The sequence below is a fragment of the Staphylococcus sp. SM3655 genome, assembly GCF_016917315.1.
Lineage (GTDB): Bacteria > Bacillota > Bacilli > Staphylococcales > Staphylococcaceae > Staphylococcus > Staphylococcus aureus.
This window is the reverse complement of sequence record NZ_CP070305.1, coordinates 1,274,710-1,296,193: the sequence shown is the minus strand read 5'-3', so window position 1 is coordinate 1,296,193 and position 21,484 is coordinate 1,274,710. Positions and strand designations below refer to the sequence as shown.

Genomic DNA, 21,484 nt, shown 5'->3' with positions numbered 1-21,484 from the left:
TCTTAATTTTCAAATTGTTGTTGAACGAAATCAAGGGCTGCTTGGCCATCTCGTGTCAATTTGATATATTCGGCACCTTGAGTCTTCGCTAATTTAATACCTAATCTATCTGTATCTTGCTTAATATCTTCATAGTTAGACGCAACTTGTGGCGCTAAAATGATTAATTGGTACTCTTTCATAATGTCCATATGTGCGCCATATCCGCCAGCTGCCGCTTTCACTGGCACATGATATTCTTCAGCTGCTTTATTAAGTGCATTGGCTAATAATCCACTTGTACCACCACCGGCACAAAGTACTAAGACATTTGTTTGTTCTGTGATATTTGAAGCTTTAGCTGCATCGTCTGATACACCACTTGCCGCTAAAATTGAATCAGCTTTTTTCGTATCAAAGTTTGCTGCAACTTTTTCTTTTAAATCTGAATTACTTTCTTTACGTCCTTCTTCTTCATCAAGAATTTCACTATCATAAACTTTTAGGAATGGGTAGTAAATAATAATATCTACAACAATCAAAGTAATAGCTAGTACGAATGACCATAAACCAAAACCTGTACCCATGATAATGCCCAATGGACCTGGTGTTGTCCAAGGTAAATTCACACTAAAACTATTCATTCCTAACACTTCAACGAAAAGTTTGAAAATCCATACGTTAACAATTGGTGCTAATACAAATGGAATAAAGAACACAGGATTCAATACTAGTGGTGCACCAAATAAAATTGGTTCGTTTACACCAAAGAATGTTGGTACAACTGATGCACGTCCAATCGCTTTGTTTCGTTTAGATTTCGTCATCCACATAAACATGAACGGGACGACCAATGTTGCACCCGTACCTCCAAAAGTAACGATAAACATTTGTGTACCTGATGTAATAATTTTATCTGCGTGTTCTCCAGCTTGAAGCAACTTGAAGTTCGCTTCGATATTCGCATATGTAATGGCTGCAATTGCTGGCTCTACTATTGATGGACCATGAATTCCTACAAACCAGAATAATGCAAAGGCACCAAAGATAATTGTGACACCAATCCATCCATCTGCTGCTGTAAATAATGGTTCGAATAATTTTAAAATACCTTCCGCTACATTTGATTTAAAGCTGTTGCGAATGACTAAATCTAATGCATAAAGAATGATGATTACCGCTGAAAATGGAATTAAGTCCTTAAATACTTGTGAAATATTCGGCGGTACTTCTTTCGGCATTTTAATTGTAATATTGCGCTTCACACAGAAGTTATAAACAATAACAGTTACAAATGCTGATAAGAATGCTGTTAATAAACCTTTAGTTCCCATAAATGCACTTAAGAATCCACCATCTTTGGCTGGATCAGAAGCTAAGAACAAGAATCCACACATCGCTGCTAGCATTGTAGAAATAAAGTTAATTTGATTTGTACTTTCTAGCTTACGGTTAAATGAATCTGTTAAAGATTTCGCTGTCGTTCCTGCTACTAAAAATGCTACAAGCCCCATCGTATAGTTATATGGTTTCATTAAAATGGCTTCCATGCCTTTATCCCATTTAAAACCAAATATATTTGGCACGTATGCAATTAATAGAAAGATACTTGAGAATAAGATGACAGGCATTGCAGAAATAAATCCATCACGGATGGCTCTTAAATATATGTTACGTGATAATTTCTCGAAAAATGGCTTCCCTTTTTCAATTTGTGCGATCAATTTTTGCATCATTGTCATCACCCTCTTTTATAAAATTCTAATAAATGCTTCATTAAATCTTTCAGTAAAATTGTTGTCATTAAATGATCTTGACCATGCATCATCGTTACACTGTATGCAATATCATCACCTTGCGCTTCTTTAGCCAACAGGCTTGTTTGTGCTCTATGCGCTTCCGCAATGCAATTGTTTCCTTCTTCAATCAGTGCATCTGCTTTTGCAAAATCTCCAGCTTGAGCTGCTGTTAATGCTTCTAAAAACTTAGAACGTGCATCCCCTGCAAATGCAACAATTTCAAAACCTAATAATTGGACTTCTTCTCTATTCATAGCATTAATCCCCTTTTAAACTTATTTTCTTTGTTTCCAAGATGTCGCAGTATCTTTTAATACTTTATTTAAGTCATCAATATTTTTGAAACCAGTTGTACGTAACCATTCACGAGCAGCATCTTCACCTTGTTCAATGTATACTTGAACAGCACCAGACCATGTAGCACGGCCACAAAGTACCCCGTTGAATTTAGCACCAGCTTCGTGAGCAAATTTTAAAGTTTCTTGGAATAATTCCGCAGAAACACCAGCACTTAAGTAAATGTATGGTAACTGAGTTGCTGCATCTTGATCTTTAAAGTGTTGTGCCGCTTCCTCTTTTGTATAAACCACTTCACCTTCAGCAAAGCCTTCTACATATTTCATGTTTACTGGTACTTCAACTTTCAATACATCAACGTTAAAGCGTGGTTCTGAGAATAATTTCATTGCTTCGTTAACCTTTCTAGGCTTAACTTTTGCGAATTCAACACTACCGTTATCAGGAATGTTGTCATCGTATGTTAATACTTCTAAAAAGAATGGAATATCTTCTGCAACACATTCTGAACCGATTCTTTCAATGTATGCTTTCTTTTGAATGTTAATTTCTTCAGCATCATCAACATCATAGTAAAGTAAGAATTTAACAGCATTTGCGCCTTGTTCTTTTAAACGTTTTGCAGACCACTCTACTAAACAGTCAGGTAAACGACCTTTAGCATTTACGTCATAACCAGTTTTTTCATAAGCTAGCAATAATCCACAATCTTTGTTACGTGCATCAGATGCTGGTAAACCGTATTCTGGATCTAATAAAATTGAAGACGCATATTGTGTTAATTCTTCCGCAACCAATACTTTTAATTGTTCAATTTGAGCGACAGTTGGCTCTTCCGTTTGATGTTTAGCCATCATTCGTTTTAAAGCACCACGTTGGTCAAATGCTAATGCAGAAATGATACCTTCGTTATTACTTAATTGTTCAATTGATGCGATTTTTTGATTAGATTTTGACATTATTTACACCTCTAAAACTTCAATTTGATTGAATAATTCATCATAATTATTTAAATTGACATATCCTGTTTGTGCTTCTTGCGCATTCAGCATGCCTAAAGTATTAGCTTTTTTTAGTAAATCGTGGTCGTTTTCATGATTGAGAATTGCTGAAGTAATTCCAGCAACTGTAGAATCACCTGAACCAACCGGATTTAATACGCTTATTGTCGGAATATTCACTCTATAGAATGTATGATTGTGCTTAGCGAATGCACCTTGTGCACCTAAAGACACAATAATCCACTCAATCCCTTCGAATAAGGGTTGTGACACTGCCTGTTTCAAACTTTCTAAACTTTCATCAAGTGGCTGGTTAAGCAATTGATATAGTTCAGAAATGTTTGGTTTAATGACTGTTGGTTTGTATGGATTTTTCAAAACAGTTTGCAAAGTTGCACCCGAGCAGTCCAATATCACAGGCACACCTTTGTTTTGGCATCGTTCAATAATTTGTGCATAATAATCTTGATTTAATCCTTTAGGTAAGCTACCTGAAATAGCAACTGCTTCAACTTTTTCTAATAATTGTTCAAAATGTTTAATAAATCCTGCAGCCTCTTGATTATCAATCTCCGGTCCCTGCTCTAAAATTTCTGTTTGTTGCCCTTCATGTAAAATTGCAATGCAGTTTCGTGTTTCACCCTTAATGTTATAAAATGCATGCTTGATGTTGGCATGATCTAATTTTTTAGCAATAAATTGACCTAATTCACCGCCAATAAAACCACTCGCAAGGACTGGCTCGCCTACTTGCGCAAGTACTCTTGTTACATTTAAACCTTTACCACCAGCTGTTTTACTTACTTCTTGAACACGATTAACATCATCTAATTTCAATGCTGTTAATGGATATGAAATATCAACGGATGGATTTAATGTTAAAGTTAAAATCATATGTGTCGTCCCTTAATCGTGGTATTCGCCTCTGTCCCATTTTTCTAAGAATTCATCAAAGAAATGTGGATCAGCTTGATCTGCATTGCTTGTTTCTAAATGTTTAATTTTAGCGATTAATTTTTTGTTCTCTTCAGTTGGTTTATATTCAGCGTTAATAAATGCATCGATAATATCGCACATTAATAACTCACCTATAATACGTCCACCAAAGCCAATAACGTTCGCATTTAATTCTTCTTTAGCATATAACGCTGATGTCATATCACGTACTAGTGCTGAACGAACGCCAGGTACTTTATTTACAGCATTGTTAATACCAACACCTGTTCCACAAATACAAACACCTAAGTCTGCATTACCGCTAACAACTTGTTCGCCAACTTTTTTACCAAAAATTGGATAATGTGTTCTTGTGAAATCGTATGTTCCTACGTCAATGACTTCATGTCCTTTTGATTTTAAAAATTCAGATACACGCATTTTTGTATCTGTAACAATATGGTCGCATCCTAATGCAATCTTCATAGTAATTTTTCCTCCTTAGCACATTTTATTAAGCATATCTACGCGGATTTGGTGTCTACCACCATCGTATTTACCTTCAACAAAACCTTTAACGACATTTTTCGCTAATGTGTCTCCAACAATTTCAGATCCCATAGTGATCATTCTTGAATTGTTATGGCCTCTAGTCATATATCCAGAGCGTTCATCTGATACTTCAGCAGCAATCATGCCTTTGATTTTTGTAGCAACCATAAAGCTACCTGCACCAAATGCATCGATAACAATACCTAAGTTACCTTCTTGACTTTGAACATCTTTTGCTACAGCCAAAGTTGCATCAACAAAGTCAACTTCCTGTCCTTCTGTTACGTCAACAACATCATATTTATTGTCTAATAAGTATGATTTGATGACTTCTTTTAATCGTTTGCCAGCTTCATCTGAACCAATAATAATCGCCATAATAAGACTCCTTTTTACTTTAATTTTGAAATACCTTTCTTAAAATGTGACATATTTATTTGTAGGTTATGAAAATCTTGAGAAAAGGCTTTCAATTTGATTACGTTTAAATTATAAACATAAACAAACAATAAATCAACATAATATGTTTATAATCTGTTTGTTTATGACGTATTTTCAAACAATAAGTGAACATTCATATTGTGGTGTTGTTTTAATTAGGTATTCGTCTGAAATTGTAGTAAAACTTTGTCGAGGTTCCCGTTGACATAAATTTGCATAAAAAATAGCCCATAAATGAATGCAAATTCACATTCACTTATGAGCATATAGATACATATTTTAACAATGCAGTTATACTTTTAATTTAGTCGACTACTTCAATATATGTTTTAATCGTTTCTACTTTTTCTTCATCTTCATAGTCCATGACCACTGCAGTCAATTCGTTTAACTGACAAAATGATGTAAAATCTTCTTTGCCAACTTTCGTATGATCGATTAACAAGTATTTTTCAATTGAATTACTGAGTGCCAGTTGTTGCGTATAGGCTTCATCTAATGTAGATGTCATCACAGCACCTTTATTTACTGCGTTACTACTAAAGAACATCTTGCTAAATCTTAGTTTTTCCAACATGGCGTTCGCCATTTCACCTACAAATGCTTCTGTAATATGGCGCATTTCACCACCAATTAAATAGACACGAAAATGTGCTGTTTGTTTTTCTAACAAAATTTTATACACCGGCAAACAATTCGTAATAATTGTGAGCGTATGATGATTGACTTCTTCTGCTAATAGTTCCACTGTTGTTCCTGGTCCGAAAAACAAAGTATCCCCATCTTCAATTAATGATGCAGCTTTTTTAGCTATAAATCGTTTTTCTGCAATTTGACGGGTATGTTTTTCTTTATGCGATATTTCTTTATACTGAAATGTTGAATTACTGCGTGCACCACCATGAATCTTCGTTAAAATCCCTTTATTTTCCAATTCAATTAAATCTCTTCGAACTGTCATATCAGACACATTTAAACCTTCGACGATTTCATTCGTTCTTATCGTGCCCTTTTTATTCACTAGTTTAGCAATTTCGTCCAAACGTTCATGTTTATTCAATGTAAAATTGCCTCCTTTATTTAGGCGATGGGTCATTATCCTTTATGTTTAGACATCAATTTTAATATACATGCTTATTCTATAATAAAAATTGCGTAAAAACTAATATAATTTAACTGTTCGATTATATGTATAATTCATTTTTAAAAAGAACTGTTTAAACTGCGCTTTTGATAATCGTAAAATGAATATACTATAATAAAAGCAAAAGACGTTATAAATCATTCATTATTTTGATGGGGTGTTTATTTTGAGAAATGATTTAGAGACATTAAAACATATTATAGATAGTTCGAATCGTATTACATTTTTCACAGGTGCTGGTGTATCTGTCGCAAGTGGCGTTCCAGATTTCCGTTCAATGGGTGGCTTATTTGATGAAATTTCAAAAGATGGACTTTCGCCAGAATACTTGTTAAGCCGTGATTATTTAGAAGATGATCCTGAAGGTTTTATCAATTTCTGCCATAAGCGTTTACTATTTGTCGATACGAAGCCTAATATCGTTCATGATTGGATTGCAAAATTAGAACGTAATCAACAATCTTTAGGTGTCATCACGCAAAATATCGATGGTTTGCACTCAGACGCTGGAAGTCAACATGTTGATGAATTACATGGCACGTTAAATCGTTTTTATTGTAATGCATGTCATAAATCTTATACGAAATCAAATGTCATTGATAGAACTTTGAAACATTGTGATAATTGTGGTGTTGCCATTCGACCGGACATCGTATTATACGGTGAAATGTTAGATCAACCTACCATCATAAGGGCATTAAATAAAATTGAACATGCTGACACCCTTGTTGTATTAGGTTCATCACTCGTTGTACAACCTGCCGCAGGATTAATATCAAATTTTAAAGGCGACAATTTAATTATTATCAATAAAGATCGAACACCTTATGATAGCGACGCTACTTTGGTCATACATGACGACATGGTTTCCGTTGTAAAATCATTAATAACAGAGTAATCAGTACGTAAAAAGCATTTCCCTGTTACTCGGGAAATGCTTTTAATTTTGGAGTTGCGTTTTTGGAATTTGGAGTTTGGTTTTCGGAATTCGACATTTGGAATTCCAAATTATAATGAGTGAGAAATTTTATTTATTGAGTATAGAATGACTTGCTTGGTTTTATAGCGATTTTTATTTGATGGATTGTTTTTTGTTTGATGTTGGGATGCTACTTTTAATGGTTTGTCATTTGTAAGATTAAAAATAAACATAAAATAAGTAGAAAAATAAAAGCTACGAATATTAAAAAATTAGATATCTTCATTATCAAATTCCGATATTAAATCATTATATTTTTCAGAATATCTTGCATAATCTTCATTATTATTAAAAGCTAGCCATAGACCTCTATCATCATATAAATGATATATTAAGTTTTTAGTATTGTTAATTATATATATTTCAGAATAATTATCATTCTGATTGATATTTGGAACTAACCCTTTAAAGTCTTGATTGGATATAGCTTTTAATAATTTTTTATATTTTATATCTTTTATGGAACACTTATATGAAAACTCCTCGCACAAAATATTATCATCCTTCTCCTTTTTATATTCTTTAAAGTAATACAATTCATCTATTGTTAACGATGTAAATTTTTTTATAACATTTGTTTTCTTATAAGGTTCATTATAAACATATACTATATGAACCAAATTTATAGAATCAGAAGGCGAAAACAAATCTTCAAAAATGTTTATTGCATTATCATATACAGCTAAAAAATAAGTATTATTGATAGTTTTACCGTCCTCCAAAAACTGGTATTTATCGCCACTTAAACTTAAATGAATTGCGTTTTTTACCTTTCTAAAATTCAACTTTTTTATATCCAAATTATTTATATCAAAGTACATAATTTACAACACCTTATTCCCTTAAGATTTTTCCTTCTTTAGTTAAAGAAGCTATTCTTTTTCCTTTGTTATTGATTAACTTCCAATAAGAACCACCATGTGATTGCCCTTTATTTTTGGAAATAGTCCATTTAGTTTTTGGATCTCTCCAGGTAGGATTTTTCCCTTTAACCTTTTGAGTAAATTTACCAATACTCACACCCTTGTCATTTAATAAACTTTTATTAACGTTTTTGGCTATATTATGAGTCTTTACTGCTTTTAGATTGTAAAAATAATCATCATAAATAATGGCATTTTCCGACATTCAAATGGTACAAAGTACATTGTCATATGCATAATTATACCTGTAATTAATGTAATAATAGAAAAGTGTTTATATGTCATATCGCTACCTGCTATACAACTTATTAGATAATTAATTCCAAGACATATTAATTATCTAATTATAACCTTAGTTAAGTTATTACATAATATAAAAATATATAATAACTTATTTGCTTGCTCCTTTCACTTTTTAAGAGTAATAAAATAACCTGAAACATAGACTTTAACATCCAAGTTTCAGGTTAGCGTAATGTAAATTATTTACTTTGTTATATTATGATTAAACATCTAATTCTCTGCTTGTAAGTGCTTTAATCATCTCTGGATCAGCATGTGAGAAAAATTGGCTATTACTTTCTTCTAATGTCGCAATTTGTTGTTTATCTTCTTCTGTAAGTTCAAAATCAAATATATCTAAGTTTTGAGCCATACGTTCTGGATTTACTGATTTTGCGAGTACAACAATGTCACGTTCAACTAACCAGCGTAAAATAACTTGTGCAATTGATTTGTTATATTTATCTGCAATGGCCTGCAACAATTGATTTTGGAATAATTGATTTTTACCTTCTGCAAATGGTGCCCAAGCTTCTACCACAACATTTTCTTGTTGAAGTGCTGCAACTTGTTCTTCTTGTTGATGGAATGGATTAATTTCTATTTGGTTCACTTGTGGTTGAATTTGATTGTGAATACCTAAATCTACAATTCGATCAACGCCGAAGTTAGATACACCGATTGCTTTAATTTTACCATTTTCTTTTAACTCTTCTAATGCACGCCATGAGCCATATACATCATTATAAGGTTGGTGAATAAGCACTAGATCAAGATAGTCTAAATTTAATCGTTGTAATGATCGTTCGATTGATTTGATAGTATCTTCATAGTTTACATTTTCAATCCATACTTTAGTCGTAATGAATAGTTCACTTCTATCAATACCTGAAGCTTCAATACCTTGACCTACTTCAGTTTCATTTAAATAACTTTGCGCTGTATCAATATGTCTATAGCCCGCTTTAATTGCTTCTTTAACCGCTTCTGCTGTTTGTTCTTGAGGAATTTGAAATACTCCGAAGCCTAATACTGGTATCTTTACATCTTTACTTATTTCAATATGATTCATAAAATGAACCTCCTTTATCTTGTAAGTCCACTATAAACCATGGAGCGAACTCTATAGCAAGCCATAGGTTTACTTTCTCTCCCAAAGACGTTCAACATTGTCATCATAATTATCACTAGCATTGATTTTAGCAATATGATTATCATAATTATCAATTTTATATTGTAGTAAATCTCTCGCATCATGAATTGTCTTTAAGTTTTCATTTAATTCTTCGAGTTGCTTATTTAAAATTTGCTTTTGCTGTGCTTGAATATTTTCATTTTTAGGAAGCTGCGCTAACCTGCAAAATTCGATAAGCGATTCAATACTGACGCCTGCATTTCGCAAATTTTTCACTAAATAAATCCAATTTAAATCACTATCATTATATATTCTATATCCATTTTCATCTCGATTAACAGGTGGAATCACACCAACCTTTTCATAATATCTTAAAGTGTCTTGAGATATATTCATGAGCGCTACGACTTCTATAGTTTTCATTGCGACTATCCTTTCAGTTATGTTGGTGGCATCTTAAGTAATGTTGCTTTATATATTACCATCCTCGTTTGAATACCTCTTATTTTATTACTCAAATTTAAATTTGTCTCTTTTTTAACATTTTACATTTCATCGTTTTTAATTACTTTAAAAATTGTATAACTTAAATATTTAAAATGATATAATCACTAAGATTGATAATATTTAATTTTTTAAAAATTATTTTCGTTGCAATTTTTGGGTGATGCGGAAAATTTGGGTGATCGATTGTTTATATGCATCAACATTCTTTGTGGATTGTTTGACAGTAGACAGTCATTTGTATACGTTAACGAATTTTGAAAAATTGAATCATTATTTAATCATAATATTCATTGCGCACGCGCAACACAAAAGGAGACATGTCAATGACATATAAAATGAAGAAATGGCAAAAATTATCCACCATTACGTTATTAATGGCCGGAGTGATTACTTTGAATGGTGGTGAATTCAGAAGTATTGATAAACATCAAATCGCTGTGGCTGATACGAATGTTCAAACGCCAGATTATGAAAAGTTGAGGAACACATGGCTGGACGTTAACTATGGTTATGATAAGTATGATGAGAATAATCCAGATATGAAGAAGAAGTTTGATGCTACGGAGAAAGAGGCAGAGAAATTACTCAAGGAAATGAAAACTGAAAGTGATAGGAAATACTTGTGGGAAAACTCAAAAGATTTAGATAACAAGTCTGCGGATATGACTCGTACCTATCGTAATATTGAGAAAATCGCAGAAGCGATGAAGCATAAAGATACTAAGTTAAATACTCCGGATAATAAAAACAAAGTTAAAGATGCCCTTGAGTGGCTGCATAAAAATGCCTATGGAAAAGAACCGGTGAAAAAACTTGAAGAACTAAAAACAAATTTCTCAAAATCAGCACCTCAAAAGAATACAAACTTAAATTGGTGGGATTATGAAATTGGAACACCTAGAGCACTAACAAATACCCTTATACTCTTAAAAGAAGATTTTACTGATGAAGAAAAGAAAAAATACACTGCCCCTATTAAAACTTTCGCCCCAAAAAGTGATGAAATATTATCTTCTGTAGGAAAAGCTGAACCTGCTAAAGGCGGAAATTTAGTAGACATTTCTAAAGTAAAACTTTTAGAAAGTATTATCGAAGAAGATGCAACTATGATGAAAGAATCAATAGAGGCATTTAATAAAGTCTTCACTTACGTTCAAAGTAATGCAACTGGTAAAGAACGTAATGGATTCTATAAAGACGGCTCTTATATTGATCATCAAGACGTCCCATACACTGGTGCTTATGGCGTTGTACTCTTAGAGGGGATTTCTCAAATGATGCCGATGATAAAAGAAACACCTTTTAAAGATAGTAATCAAAATGATACAACATTAAAGTCGTGGATTGATGAAGGATTTATGCCACTCATTTATAAAGGTGAAATGATGGATTTATCACGTGGTAGAGCCATTAGCCGTGAAAATGAAACGAGTCACTCAACATCTGCAACTGTAATGAAATCATTGTTGAGATTAAGTGATGCCATGGATGAGTCAACAAAAGCTAAATATAAGCAAATCGTTAAAACTTCTGTTAAATCTGATTCAAGTTATAAACAAAACGATTATTTAAGCTCTTATTCAGATATAAGCAAAATGAAGTCTTTAATTGAAGACAGCACTATTTCTACTAACGGTTTAACACAACAACTTAAAATATATAATGACATGAATCGTGTCACCTATCATAACAAAGACTTAGACTTTGCATTTGGCTTAAGTATGACGTCGAAAAACGTCGCACATTACGAAAGTATCAACGGAGAGAACTTAAAAGGTTGGCACACTGGTGCTGGAATGTCTTATTTATACAATAGCGATGTGAAACACTACCGTGATAACTTCTGGGCGACAGCTGATATGAAACGTTTAGCAGGTACTACAACTTTAGATAATGAAGAACCTAAAGAAAATAAGAACTCCGATAAAACTTTTGTAGGCGGAACAAAATTCGATGACCAACATGCTAGTATCGGAATGGATTTTGAAAATCAGGACAAAACTTTAACTGCCAAAAAATCATATTTCATATTAAACGATAAAATTGTCTTCTTAGGAACTGGCATTAAAAGTACTGATTCATCAAAGAATCCAGTGACAACGATTGAAAATCGCAAATCGAATGGGTATACGTTATTTACAGACGATAAACAAACAACCGCTTCAAATATTAATGATCAGGAAACCAATTCAGTCTTTTTAGAGTCCACAGATACAAAAAAGAACATCGGTTATCATTTTTTAAACGAATCGAAAATAACTGTAAAAAAAGAAAGTCATACTGGTAAGTGGAGTGATATAAATAAAAGTCAAAAGTCAGATGACAAAACTGATGAGTATTATGAAGTAACTCAAAAGCATTCTAATACAGATGATAAATATGCATATGTCTTGTATCCAGGCTTATCTAAAGATAATTTTAAATCCAAAGCAAGCCAAGTAACTATCGTTAAACAAGATGATGACTTCCACATTGTGAAAGATAATGAATCGGTTTGGGCTGGTGTCAATTATAGTAATAGCACTCAAACTTTTGACATTAACAACACTAAAGTCGAAGTTAAAGCCAAAGGAATGTTTATTCTTAAAAACAAAGATGATAACACTTATGAATGTAGCTTCTATAATCCCGAATCTACAAATACCGCTTCAGATATTGAATCTAAAATTTCAATGACTGGATACTCTATTACAAACAAAAATACGTCGACTTCTAATGAATCCGGCGTGCGCTTTGAATTACAACAAACATTAAATAAAGATGATAATTAATGATTTAAAATTATAGTAACATGATGGTTTATTATAATTCTTTTTTCAAAATACACGGGTCATATCCCTCGTTAAAAACTATTACTAAAAATCAAAAATATAAAAAAAACAAAAAGTATGTTTTAAACTTTATGAAACGTGTTATACAAATAGTGTAATATCCTACAAAACAAAAAGGAGATTGAGTTATGAAACTAAAATCATTTGTTACTGCCACTTTAGCATTGGGATTATTATCAACAGTAGGTGCAGCTTTACCGAGTCATGAAGCATCTGCAGATAGTAATAACGGTTATAAGGAATTGACAATGGATGGAAAACACACTGTACCTTACACGATCTCAGTAGATGGTATTACTGCATTACATCGAACTTACTTTGTTTTTCCAGAAAATAAAAAGGTACTTTATCAAGAAATTGACAGTAAAATAAAAAATGAATTAGCTTCTCAACGTGGTGTTACAACAGAAAAAATTAATAATGCACAAATAGCAACGTATACACTTACTTTGAATGATGGTAATAAAAAAGTAGTGAATCTAAAGAAAAATGACGACGTTAAAAATTCAATTGATTCAAGTACAATCAAACAAATACAAATTGTAGTTAAATAATAATTTGAAAATGAAAATAGTTATACAGGACAAACGCTGAAAAATTGCGTTTGTCTTTTTAGTATGAAATGAATGATTGAACTTGTAATTTATTATTGATTGCTTCTACTGACAATAGATTAGATTGGCCTATGCAATTGTAAATTCGATATTAATGTCTACCACAATTTATAATCTAAACATAACAGCAAATCTCAAATATCTGGAACCTAAATAAATCCCCTCACTACCGCTAATAGTGAAGGGATTTATTTTATTACTTAGACGTAATTATAAATATATTTGTTCTATTGTAATCATGCTTAACCATATTTAACAAACTACCATTTCTAAATCGCGCATTATGAAGTCAATTTTCATAAACCGTCATTATATTTCTGCATTCATTACTCAGCTTCTCTAATTTCGTCTGCAATATCTTTATAGTCAATATTTGCATTAGTGAAATCTTCATCATGAATTGGAAAATGCTGTTCAAATGTTTCAATATTTTGGATTTCTACTTTAACATCTTCTACTTCAAAATCTAAGACATGTCCACCAAAGTTACGATCATCATTCGCAAAGTGTACATGGAATCCTGCTGACCCGATACCATGGAATAATTCTGGTGTAAAGAAACCAACGACTGAACCTTTGACATACGTTTCAGTTTGTTCAGGTTGTCTTCTAGCTGAATCGATTAAACGTGTATAAGGTGGTTCTTGAGCCGGCATCATACGTACATGCATTTTTTTAAATAAGCCTGAAATTTTTACTGCTGAAAATAAATTTTCACTCAGCATTTTCTCCTTAATTTCCGCAAAAACTGCTTCAGAAGATTTATCTTTCGTTTCATAGCTTGTATCTGCTACGAATTTAGTTACAGTTGCATATGGTGTTAACTCATCACCTTTTAATTCTACAAATTCTTTATGTTCATTTGCATGGTAAGCTTTTCCATCTAAAAAGATTACCTCACCGTTTGAACCTGTTAGTGTAGCGATACCTAAATCACCATGTTGCAATAATTCATTTATTGATGCAGTTCCTTTTAATAAACCTGCCATTAATGTGCCTAATGTACCATGTTGATATAAAACACTAGCCATAAAATTTCCCACTCCTCATTAACATTTATCTTTGTTTTAGTTAAATACGTCAGGTAACATATTTGTTGAAAGTTTGATATTATCTTTGTAATTTACAGGTATATCAATTAATACTGGACCATCTGTTTCATAGCCCTCTTTAATTGCCGCTTCTAATTCTTCTTGATTAGTAACTCGTAAACCTTTTGCGCCAAATGATTCAGCATATTTTACGAAATCTACAGGACCGAAGTCGACACCTGATGAACGTTTATATTTCATTTCTTCTTGGAATTCAACCATGTTATATTTTCCATCGTTCCAAATAAGTTGAATAATGTTTAGATTTTTACGTACGGCCGTTTCTAAATCTTGTGATGAAAATAAAAAGCCACCATCGCCAGCAACGGATACAACTTGCGTATTAGGGCGTACAAGTGCAGCTGAAATTGCCCACGGTAATGCTACACCAAGCGTTTGCATGCCGTTACTAAATAATAAATGTCTTGGATTATAACTTCTGAAATTACGTGCCATCCAAATATAGTGACTTCCAACATCAACTGTTACAGTAGTATCATCAGTTAATACCTTTTGCATAGATTCAATAATTTCCACTGGATGTAGAATACCTTCTTCATGCGTCGCTTTGATACCTGTTTCTTCATCAATATGTGTTCTTAATTGTTCTAATTCGTCTAAATGTTGTTGATTTATAAATGGCTCATCTACTTTGACAGAAATCATTTCAATTGTTTTAGCAATATTACCAATCAACTCTTTTTTCGGTTGCATATAATTAGTAATTTCAGCTTGAACTTCGTCAATATTGATTATTTGCGTATCTAATTCTTTATTCCAGTTACTAGCCTCATATTCTATAGGATCATAACCGATTGTAACAACTAAATCACTTTTACGTAATAATTCATCACCAACTTGATTGCGGAATAAGCCCACTCGCCCAAAGAAATGATTTTCTAATTCACGACTAATCACACCCGCACCTTGGAATGTTTCTACAACGGGTAAATTGGTACGCTCTACTAGCTTACGAATGGCATTTGTTTCTTCTGCACTAGAACTTCTCATACCAGCTAATAAAACAGGAAATGATGCATTTTTAATCGCTTCAATGACATCATTAATATCCTGTTCACTCGGTACCCCTAAACTTGGTTTTTGGCAAAGTGATATCGCTTTAGATTCAACTGGTGAAGAAATAACGTCTTGCGGAATACTAATAAAACTTGCGCCATTTTTTCCTGAAGTAGCAATTCGAATTGCATTTGTCATAACTTCTGATAATGATTCAGGATCTTGTACTTCTTCACTATATTTTGATGAATATTTTAATAAAGCAGCATTATCAATACTTTGATGCGTTAATCGTAATAAATCATTACGTTTCACTTGGCCGCCTAACGCTAAGACAGGATCCCCTTCAGATGTAGCTGTTAATAGTCCAGTCGTTAAATTACTTACGCCAGGGCCACTTGTAACAAGTACTACACCCGGTTTGCCTGTTAATCTTCCAATACCTTGCGCCATCATTGCGGCGTTTTGTTCATGACGAGTGACAATAAGTTCAGGACCATCATCAATTAAAGCATTAAATAGATAGTCAATCTTTGCACCCGGAATACCAAAAACATATTCTACCCCATTATTTTTCAAAGTATCAATAACCATATCGGCTGCAGTGTACTTTTTATCAGTCATTTATATTCATTTCCCTTCAAATGTGATGTATAGATGTGTATTACATGTAATTACATTGTGATTTGTAATCTAATGATAGTTACGCAAAATTAATGATGTTTATCAAAATTTTACATGTACGATTAGATTTGTAATACATAAAAATTGCCTTCATTACATTATATAACCTTTGTTAGATGAATAAAAATCGTTATTTGTAATACTAAGTATTCCAAAAATGCATGAGTAGATTTTGTGCGTTGTGATTATGAGGGATGTTGGATTGATTGTTGTGGAGGATTGTTAGCATATTTTGGGATGAGGTGTTTAGTCGATGGTGGGCTGAAAATGCTGTTTTATGACGGACTGAAAATGTTGTTTTTGGCGATTTAAAATTGTCATTTCGATAAAAAGCCGCAGCAAGATTTAGATTTAACTGTGACTTATACATTTCATACTTATATTTATCGATTGGTTTTATAGTTATAAATGATAGATGCAGTTCCTAAACAAATTAAGAAGATAATCATTAAATACATAGAAAAGTTATCTGTTTTAATATAAAACCTAAAAAGTAGAAACACCAGCATCGCAACAATAAAATAAACAGGAATAAAAGCTTTCTTCCAAAATATAGAATCTTTCAATTAAGTCACTCCTTATTTTAATAATACTTTTTAATTAAGGCTCTTGAGTTATCGTCTACCCTCCGCAAGCTAAATGACAATTTAATAATGTAAACTTTTGATTGTGTAAGCATGTACAAATTATACGTGTAAATCAATAATTCATAGTTGAATTTATTCTATTCCTGAGACATTAAATAAAGGAAAGTTCATTTATACTACATACATTTCATATTCCCCACACAAACGCAAAAAAACACCTCGACATAACATCGAAGTGTTTTGTATATATCGTCCGACAATTAACGTTTTGAGAATTGAGGTGAACGACGAGCTGCTTTAAGACCTGGTTTTTTACGTTCTTTCATACGTGGGTCACGAGTAAGTAATCCAGCGCGTTTTAAAGAACCTCTGTATTCAGGATCTGCTTCTAATAATGCACGAGCGATTCCGTGACGGATAGCTTGAGCTTGTCCAGTGAAACCACCACCATGAACGTTAACTAAAACATCATAGTTACCTTTAGTTTCAGTTACATCAAATGGTTGGTTTAAGTCTAAAATTAATGATTCGAATGGTAAGTATTCGCGTACGTCACGGTTATTAACTGTGATGTTACCTTCACCTGGTACTAAACGTACACGTGCTACTGAGTTTTTACGACGGCCTGTGCCTCTATATTCAACTTGTGCCAAAGTCATTTCCTCCTTCTAATTAACCACGTAATTCGTAGTTTTCTGGTTGTTGTGCAGCGTGTGGATGTTCAGCGCCACCATATACAAATAATTTTTTACCTTGTTTTTCGCCTAAACGAGTGCTTGGTAACATACCTTTAATTGAGTTTTCAATTAAACGTTCTGGGTTAGTTCTTCTTAATTCACCAGCAGTGATTGATTTGATACCACCTGGGTGATTTGAGTGACGGTAGTAAACTTTGTCAGTTTCTTTGTTACCAGTAAATTCGATTTTTGATGCATTAATAACGATTACATAATCACCAGTATCAACGTGTGGTGTGTAAGTTACTTTATTTTTACCGCGTAAGATAGATGCTACTTCTGATGATAAACGACCTAATGTTTGGCCTTCAGCATCGATAACATACCATTTGCGCTCAATGTTTGATTCATTTGCCATAAATGTTTGACGCATAATAATTGTCCTCCTAAAAAATAAATGCTTCTATTCAAGCTATAAACAGTTTCATAACCTAATAGATGATTTCATTTGTTTCATTTTTAAAACGTTTAATTTCATTTATTTTGTTAACTGTTGTTCGTTTCTGCTTATATATCTTGTAACACAATAAGTTTCCGGGGCTTATCGTGGGGTGGATATAAAACAATACCGTTAATAATCTTATAATTTCACAAGCTTTTTGTCAATGGCAATCAGTCATTTTGTAATGATTTTTTACGATGTATTTTGATATCGTTGCCAAAGTCTTTTAATAACTCATTTTCATCTAAATAAATCTTCTCTAAATATAATCCTTCAGCCGTTGCAGTGAAAGGAACATTCTTACGATTCTTTGATTCAAGTAGCTTCGGCACATCAGAAATTTCATGTCGTCCTTTTCCAACTTCTATTAAAAATGCAACTAAGACACGCACCATGTTATATAAAAATCCAGATCCAGTGACAATATAATCAAAGCCATCATCTGTCTTTACAATTTCACTTTGGTATAATGTTCTAACCTTGCTTTCTACTTCAGTTTTTTGCGAACAAAATCCCGTAAAATCATGTGTACCTATGAATTGTTGTGCCGCTCTGTTCATTTTATCTAAATCCAACGTTTCAGGAATAAATGTTTTCAAACCACTTTGAAATGGATCGCGGTGTTGTGCTTGATATACTTTATATCGATAGCGTTTACCTACACAATCGTAACGACAATGAAAATCGTCATCGACTGTAACTACATTGTTGACATAAATATCATCAGGTAACGTTCGGTTCATTGCATATTGCCATTGTGACATAGGTATATTCAGCTCTGTGTCGAAATGAAAGTATTGCTGTATCGCATGTACACCTCTATCAGTCCTACTTGAAGGATGGATTCTCACATGTCTTTTATGCATGCGTTGTAATAGCTTTTCAAATTGTTGCTGTACCGTACGTCCATTCTGTTGAATTTGAAAGCCTAGAAAATTATTTCCTTGATACGCAATTTCTACTAATATACGCATGAATTTACACTCCTGAATATTTTAATACGAATAAAATAATTGCAATTGGGATAATCATGATTAAAGATAACGTATCTCTCAATTGCCATTTAAGCTGTCTGTAGCTCGTTCTCTTAACATTGGCATCATAACCCCTAACTTCCATTGCGACCGCTAATTCTTCGGCGCGTTGGAAAGCTGAGATGAATAGTGGCACTAGTAATGGAATAAATGATTTAATACGTGTTGCAATGTTCCCTGAACTTATTTCAGAACCACGCGACTTTTGCGCCAAAATAATTTTATCTAACTCATCCATTAACGTCGGGATGAATCGTAACGCAATGGACATTATCATACTTAATTGATGAACTGGTAATTTAAACATCTTTAGTGGTGCAAGTAATCTTTCAAACGCATCTGTTAAATCAATTGGACTTGTAGATAGTGTCATAATTGTTGCAATCATCACAATCCCAATTAAACGCAGTGATATATATAGCCCTTCTAAAATACCATTAGTTTCAATCGTGATGCCATGCCATTCAACTAATACATATCCACCTTTAGTTAAAAATATATGCATCATTAATGTGAAGATTAAAAAGAAAAATATTGGTGTTAAACCTTTGATTAGGAACCATAATTGAATTTTTGCTAATCTCATAATGAATAAGATAAGTGCAAACACCCAAAGATATGTTAATGGTGAATGACAGAAAAATATTAATATAATAAAAAGAAAAACAAACATTAACTTTGCTCTTGGATCAAGATGATGAACAAAAGAATTAATTGGTAAATATCGCCCTATAATCAATTTATTTTTCATGTTGCCACTCCTTATACAAGCTTACAAATGCTTCTTCAGTTAAGGCAATATCTTTTAATTTTGTTTGATATTTTTGTTCAAAGTCATATTGTAACTGAACAATTTCTGGCAAACCAATATGCCAATCCGCCAATTTTTCTTTATCTTTGAAGAGCTCTTTTGGTGATGTTTGCGACACTATACTACCTTCTTTCATAACGATGACTTCATCTGCATAACGCGCGACTTCATTCATATCATGTGAAATTAGGATAATTGCCTTATTTTCATCTGTTTGTAGTGACTTTAGTAATCGCATTACTTGTCGTTTACTTTGTGGATCAAGTCCTGCTGTGGGTTCATCAACCACGATAATATCAGGATTCATTGCCAATATCGATACAATCGCTATTTTACGCATTTGTCCACCTGACATTTGAAATGGTGATTGTGACATTACATCTCTTGAAAAACCTAAATCCATCAACAGACGATGGGCATAGTTTTTGGCTTCATCTAAATTCATTTTAAAGTTTTTAGGTCCAAATATCATTTCACGCTCTACTGTGTCCTCAAATAATTGAGATTCGGGGAATTGAAATACCATTCCAATTCTTTTTCTTACAGGTCTAATATATTTATCTTTGGTCTTATGTGTAATAGTAATGTCATCAACTGTAACTGTCCCAGTAGTCGGCTTTAACAGTGCATTAATATTTTGTATCAATGTTGATTTACCACTACCCGTTTGTCCAACGATGGCGTAATATTTACCTTGTTCAAATTCTGTATTAACATCATGAATAGCTTGATGCTGGTATGGTGTCCCTTTTTGATAGGTATAACTTACATTGTCAAAGCGTATAGTCATAGTTGATCCACCAGCCCTTCATAAGTTAAGAATGATGTTTGGTGTCCCAGCATTTGATTTATTTTGATTGGGAATGGCAAATCTAGACCTATTGTTGTTAACTCTTCTGCATGGTCGAAAATTTCAATCGCTGTGCCTTCTTTATGGACAGTCCCTTTATTCATAACGATAACATGATCTGCTTCCATCGCCTCAGATAAATCATGCGTAATAGAAATGATTGTAATATTATGTTCTGATTTAACTTTTCTCACTAAATCCAATAAATTTTGACGTGCATCAGGATCTAACATAGAAGTCGCCTCATCTAATATAATGACAGAGGGGTTAAGTGCTAATACACTTGCTATAGCCACACGCTGCTTCTGTCCCCCCGATAATGCATTAGGTTCATAATCTGCACGTTCTAACATATCAACTTGTTTAAGTGCTTCGCTAACTCTTCTATGCATTTCGTCATGTGGAACCGCATGATTTTCGAGTCCAAATGCCACATCGTATTTTACAATTGAACCAACAAATTGATTATCCGGATTCTGAAATACAATTCCTATGTCTTTTCTTAACTTTTCAAAATTATCATCAGTTATAGCTTGATTATTATAAAAAATTTCTCCAGATTTAACTTTCTCTATGCCAATCATTAACTTGGCAATTGTAGATTTTCCAGAACCGTTATGACCAACAATAGATGTCCACTGACCTTTAGGTATATTAAAAGAAACATCTTTCAATGTGAAGGATGCATCACTTTGATATTGAAATGAAACATTTTTAAATACAATAACTGAATTCTTATCCTCCACTTGTCTCTCTCCTTTACGATTCGTGTATCTATCATATTTTACAATATTTATAAATCGCTGTATAT

Annotated in this window: 23 protein-coding genes and 4 pseudogenes; 6 read left to right on the top strand and 21 right to left on the bottom strand. The window is 32.9% G+C overall.

The features are described 5' to 3' along the window. Positions 1 to 2: 2 nt before the first annotated feature. The 7 genes from JQN76_RS06405 to JQN76_RS06375 form a co-directional block, all read right to left on the bottom strand. A complete protein-coding gene (locus JQN76_RS06405; RefSeq protein WP_000983330.1) occupies positions 3 to 1,715 on the bottom strand; it encodes a lactose-specific PTS transporter subunit EIIC in 1,713 nt (570 codons plus the stop codon). A gap of 5 nt (positions 1,716 to 1,720) precedes the next feature. Then, positions 1,721 to 2,032 (bottom strand): PTS lactose/cellobiose transporter subunit IIA, encoded by a 312-nt coding sequence (locus tag JQN76_RS06400; RefSeq protein ID WP_001078309.1) that lies wholly within the window; start codon positions 2,030 to 2,032, stop codon positions 1,721 to 1,723. Between the two features lie 21 nt (positions 2,033 to 2,053). Then, positions 2,054 to 3,034: a tagatose-bisphosphate aldolase gene (gene lacD, locus JQN76_RS06395; protein WP_000047010.1), complete on the bottom strand. Its 981-nt coding sequence runs from the start codon at positions 3,032 to 3,034 to the stop codon at positions 2,054 to 2,056. A gap of 3 nt (positions 3,035 to 3,037) precedes the next feature. Next, positions 3,038 to 3,970 (bottom strand): tagatose-6-phosphate kinase, encoded by a 933-nt coding sequence (lacC, locus tag JQN76_RS06390; RefSeq protein ID WP_000604145.1) that lies wholly within the window; start codon positions 3,968 to 3,970, stop codon positions 3,038 to 3,040. A 12-nt stretch (positions 3,971 to 3,982) separates the two neighbouring features. Further along, positions 3,983 to 4,498 (bottom strand): galactose-6-phosphate isomerase subunit LacB, encoded by a 516-nt coding sequence (gene lacB, locus JQN76_RS06385; protein WP_000684746.1) that lies wholly within the window; start codon positions 4,496 to 4,498, stop codon positions 3,983 to 3,985. A 15-nt stretch (positions 4,499 to 4,513) separates the two neighbouring features. After that, a complete protein-coding gene (gene lacA, locus JQN76_RS06380) occupies positions 4,514 to 4,942 on the bottom strand; it encodes a galactose-6-phosphate isomerase subunit LacA (RefSeq protein ID WP_000974608.1) in 429 nt (142 codons plus the stop codon). A gap of 367 nt (positions 4,943 to 5,309) precedes the next feature. Continuing rightward, a complete protein-coding gene (locus JQN76_RS06375) occupies positions 5,310 to 6,065 on the bottom strand; it encodes a DeoR/GlpR family DNA-binding transcription regulator (RefSeq protein WP_001032739.1) in 756 nt (251 codons plus the stop codon). Positions 6,066 to 6,306: 241 nt separating this feature from the next. Between JQN76_RS06375 and JQN76_RS06370 the strand changes: the two genes are divergently transcribed. Continuing rightward, entirely contained in the window at positions 6,307 to 7,047 is a 741-nt protein-coding gene (locus tag JQN76_RS06370) for an NAD-dependent protein deacylase (protein ID WP_025175395.1), read from the top strand. A gap of 36 nt (positions 7,048 to 7,083) precedes the next feature. Further along, positions 7,084 to 7,285, top strand: a pseudogene (locus JQN76_RS06365) (hypothetical protein). A 55-nt stretch (positions 7,286 to 7,340) separates the two neighbouring features. On the opposite strand, the gene JQN76_RS06360 reads toward JQN76_RS06365, so the two are convergent. The 5 genes and pseudogenes from JQN76_RS06360 to JQN76_RS06340 form a co-directional block, all read right to left on the bottom strand. Then, positions 7,341 to 7,949, bottom strand: coding sequence for a DUF3885 domain-containing protein (locus JQN76_RS06360; protein WP_000273451.1), 609 nt, complete (start codon positions 7,947 to 7,949; stop codon positions 7,341 to 7,343). Positions 7,950 to 7,962: 13 nt separating this feature from the next. After that, positions 7,963 to 8,211: pseudogene (locus JQN76_RS06355) on the bottom strand (SAR2788 family putative toxin); the annotation flags it as partial. Next, positions 8,211 to 8,336, bottom strand: a complete 126-nt coding sequence (locus JQN76_RS06350) for a hypothetical protein (RefSeq protein ID WP_001815470.1) — start codon at positions 8,334 to 8,336, stop codon at positions 8,211 to 8,213. The pseudogene JQN76_RS06355 and the gene JQN76_RS06350, both read right to left, overlap by 1 nt. Before the next feature lie 220 nt (positions 8,337 to 8,556). After that, positions 8,557 to 9,405, bottom strand: coding sequence for an aldo/keto reductase (locus JQN76_RS06345; protein ID WP_001015500.1), 849 nt, complete (start codon positions 9,403 to 9,405; stop codon positions 8,557 to 8,559). 69 nt (positions 9,406 to 9,474) lie between these two features. Next, complete coding sequence (locus JQN76_RS06340; protein ID WP_000848406.1) at positions 9,475 to 9,891, bottom strand: MerR family transcriptional regulator; 417 nt, start codon at positions 9,889 to 9,891, stop codon at positions 9,475 to 9,477. Between the two features lie 244 nt (positions 9,892 to 10,135). Here JQN76_RS06340 and JQN76_RS06335 point away from each other — a divergent pair. The 3 genes and pseudogenes from JQN76_RS06335 (at position 10,136) to JQN76_RS06325 (ending at position 13,360) form a co-directional block, all read left to right on the top strand. Beyond that, positions 10,136 to 10,302 (top strand): annotated as a pseudogene (locus tag JQN76_RS06335) (hypothetical protein). Continuing rightward, positions 10,299 to 12,746, top strand: coding sequence for a polysaccharide lyase 8 family protein (locus JQN76_RS06330; RefSeq protein ID WP_047210388.1), 2,448 nt, complete (start codon positions 10,299 to 10,301; stop codon positions 12,744 to 12,746). The pseudogene JQN76_RS06335 and the gene JQN76_RS06330 overlap by 4 nt, the downstream one beginning before the upstream one ends. 188 nt (positions 12,747 to 12,934) lie before the next feature. Next, positions 12,935 to 13,360 (top strand): MAP domain-containing protein, encoded by a 426-nt coding sequence (locus JQN76_RS06325; RefSeq protein ID WP_000769703.1) that lies wholly within the window; start codon positions 12,935 to 12,937, stop codon positions 13,358 to 13,360. A 386-nt stretch (positions 13,361 to 13,746) separates the two neighbouring features. Here the strand turns inward: JQN76_RS06325 and budA are convergent, their stop codons facing one another. Together budA and alsS are read right to left on the bottom strand one after the other, a co-directional pair. Beyond that, positions 13,747 to 14,451 carry an acetolactate decarboxylase gene (gene budA, locus JQN76_RS06320; RefSeq protein WP_000179062.1) on the bottom strand — a complete coding sequence of 235 codons (705 nt, stop codon included), beginning with the start codon at positions 14,449 to 14,451 and terminating at the stop codon, positions 13,747 to 13,749. 36 nt (positions 14,452 to 14,487) lie between these two features. Further along, on the bottom strand, positions 14,488 to 16,152 hold the full coding sequence (gene alsS, locus JQN76_RS06315; RefSeq protein ID WP_000130155.1) for an acetolactate synthase AlsS: 1,665 nt from the start codon (positions 16,150 to 16,152) through the stop codon (positions 14,488 to 14,490). A 232-nt stretch (positions 16,153 to 16,384) separates the two neighbouring features. On the opposite strand from alsS, the pseudogene JQN76_RS06310 reads away from it, so the two are divergent. After that, positions 16,385 to 16,614 (top strand): annotated as a pseudogene (locus JQN76_RS06310) (hypothetical protein). Here the strand turns inward: JQN76_RS06310 and JQN76_RS06305 are convergent. The 7 genes from JQN76_RS06305 to JQN76_RS06275 all read right to left on the bottom strand — a co-directional run bounded on the left by JQN76_RS06305 (position 16,596) and on the right by JQN76_RS06275 (position 21,419). Then, positions 16,596 to 16,778, bottom strand: a complete 183-nt coding sequence (locus JQN76_RS06305; RefSeq protein WP_000655246.1) for a hypothetical protein — start codon at positions 16,776 to 16,778, stop codon at positions 16,596 to 16,598. The pseudogene JQN76_RS06310 and the gene JQN76_RS06305 overlap by 19 nt on opposite strands. A gap of 281 nt (positions 16,779 to 17,059) precedes the next feature. Then, positions 17,060 to 17,452 carry a 30S ribosomal protein S9 gene (gene rpsI / locus JQN76_RS06300; RefSeq protein WP_001790547.1) on the bottom strand — a complete coding sequence of 131 codons (393 nt, stop codon included), beginning with the start codon at positions 17,450 to 17,452 and terminating at the stop codon, positions 17,060 to 17,062. 19 nt (positions 17,453 to 17,471) lie between these two features. Continuing rightward, on the bottom strand, positions 17,472 to 17,909 hold the full coding sequence (gene rplM / locus JQN76_RS06295; protein WP_001250038.1) for a 50S ribosomal protein L13: 438 nt from the start codon (positions 17,907 to 17,909) through the stop codon (positions 17,472 to 17,474). A 239-nt stretch (positions 17,910 to 18,148) separates the two neighbouring features. Beyond that, positions 18,149 to 18,952 carry a tRNA pseudouridine(38-40) synthase TruA gene (gene truA, locus JQN76_RS06290; protein ID WP_001221855.1) on the bottom strand — a complete coding sequence of 268 codons (804 nt, stop codon included), beginning with the start codon at positions 18,950 to 18,952 and terminating at the stop codon, positions 18,149 to 18,151. Positions 18,953 to 18,956: 4 nt separating this feature from the next. Next, complete coding sequence (locus tag JQN76_RS06285; protein ID WP_000791621.1) at positions 18,957 to 19,763, bottom strand: energy-coupling factor transporter transmembrane component T family protein; 807 nt, start codon at positions 19,761 to 19,763, stop codon at positions 18,957 to 18,959. Continuing rightward, a complete protein-coding gene (locus JQN76_RS06280) occupies positions 19,753 to 20,613 on the bottom strand; it encodes an energy-coupling factor transporter ATPase (protein ID WP_000155385.1) in 861 nt (286 codons plus the stop codon). The genes JQN76_RS06285 and JQN76_RS06280 overlap by 11 nt, the downstream gene beginning before the upstream one ends. Further along, positions 20,610 to 21,419: an energy-coupling factor transporter ATPase gene (locus JQN76_RS06275; RefSeq protein WP_000389652.1), complete on the bottom strand. Its 810-nt coding sequence runs from the start codon at positions 21,417 to 21,419 to the stop codon at positions 20,610 to 20,612. Before JQN76_RS06275 ends, JQN76_RS06280 begins: the two co-directional genes overlap by 4 nt. Positions 21,420 to 21,484: the final 65 nt, after the last annotated feature.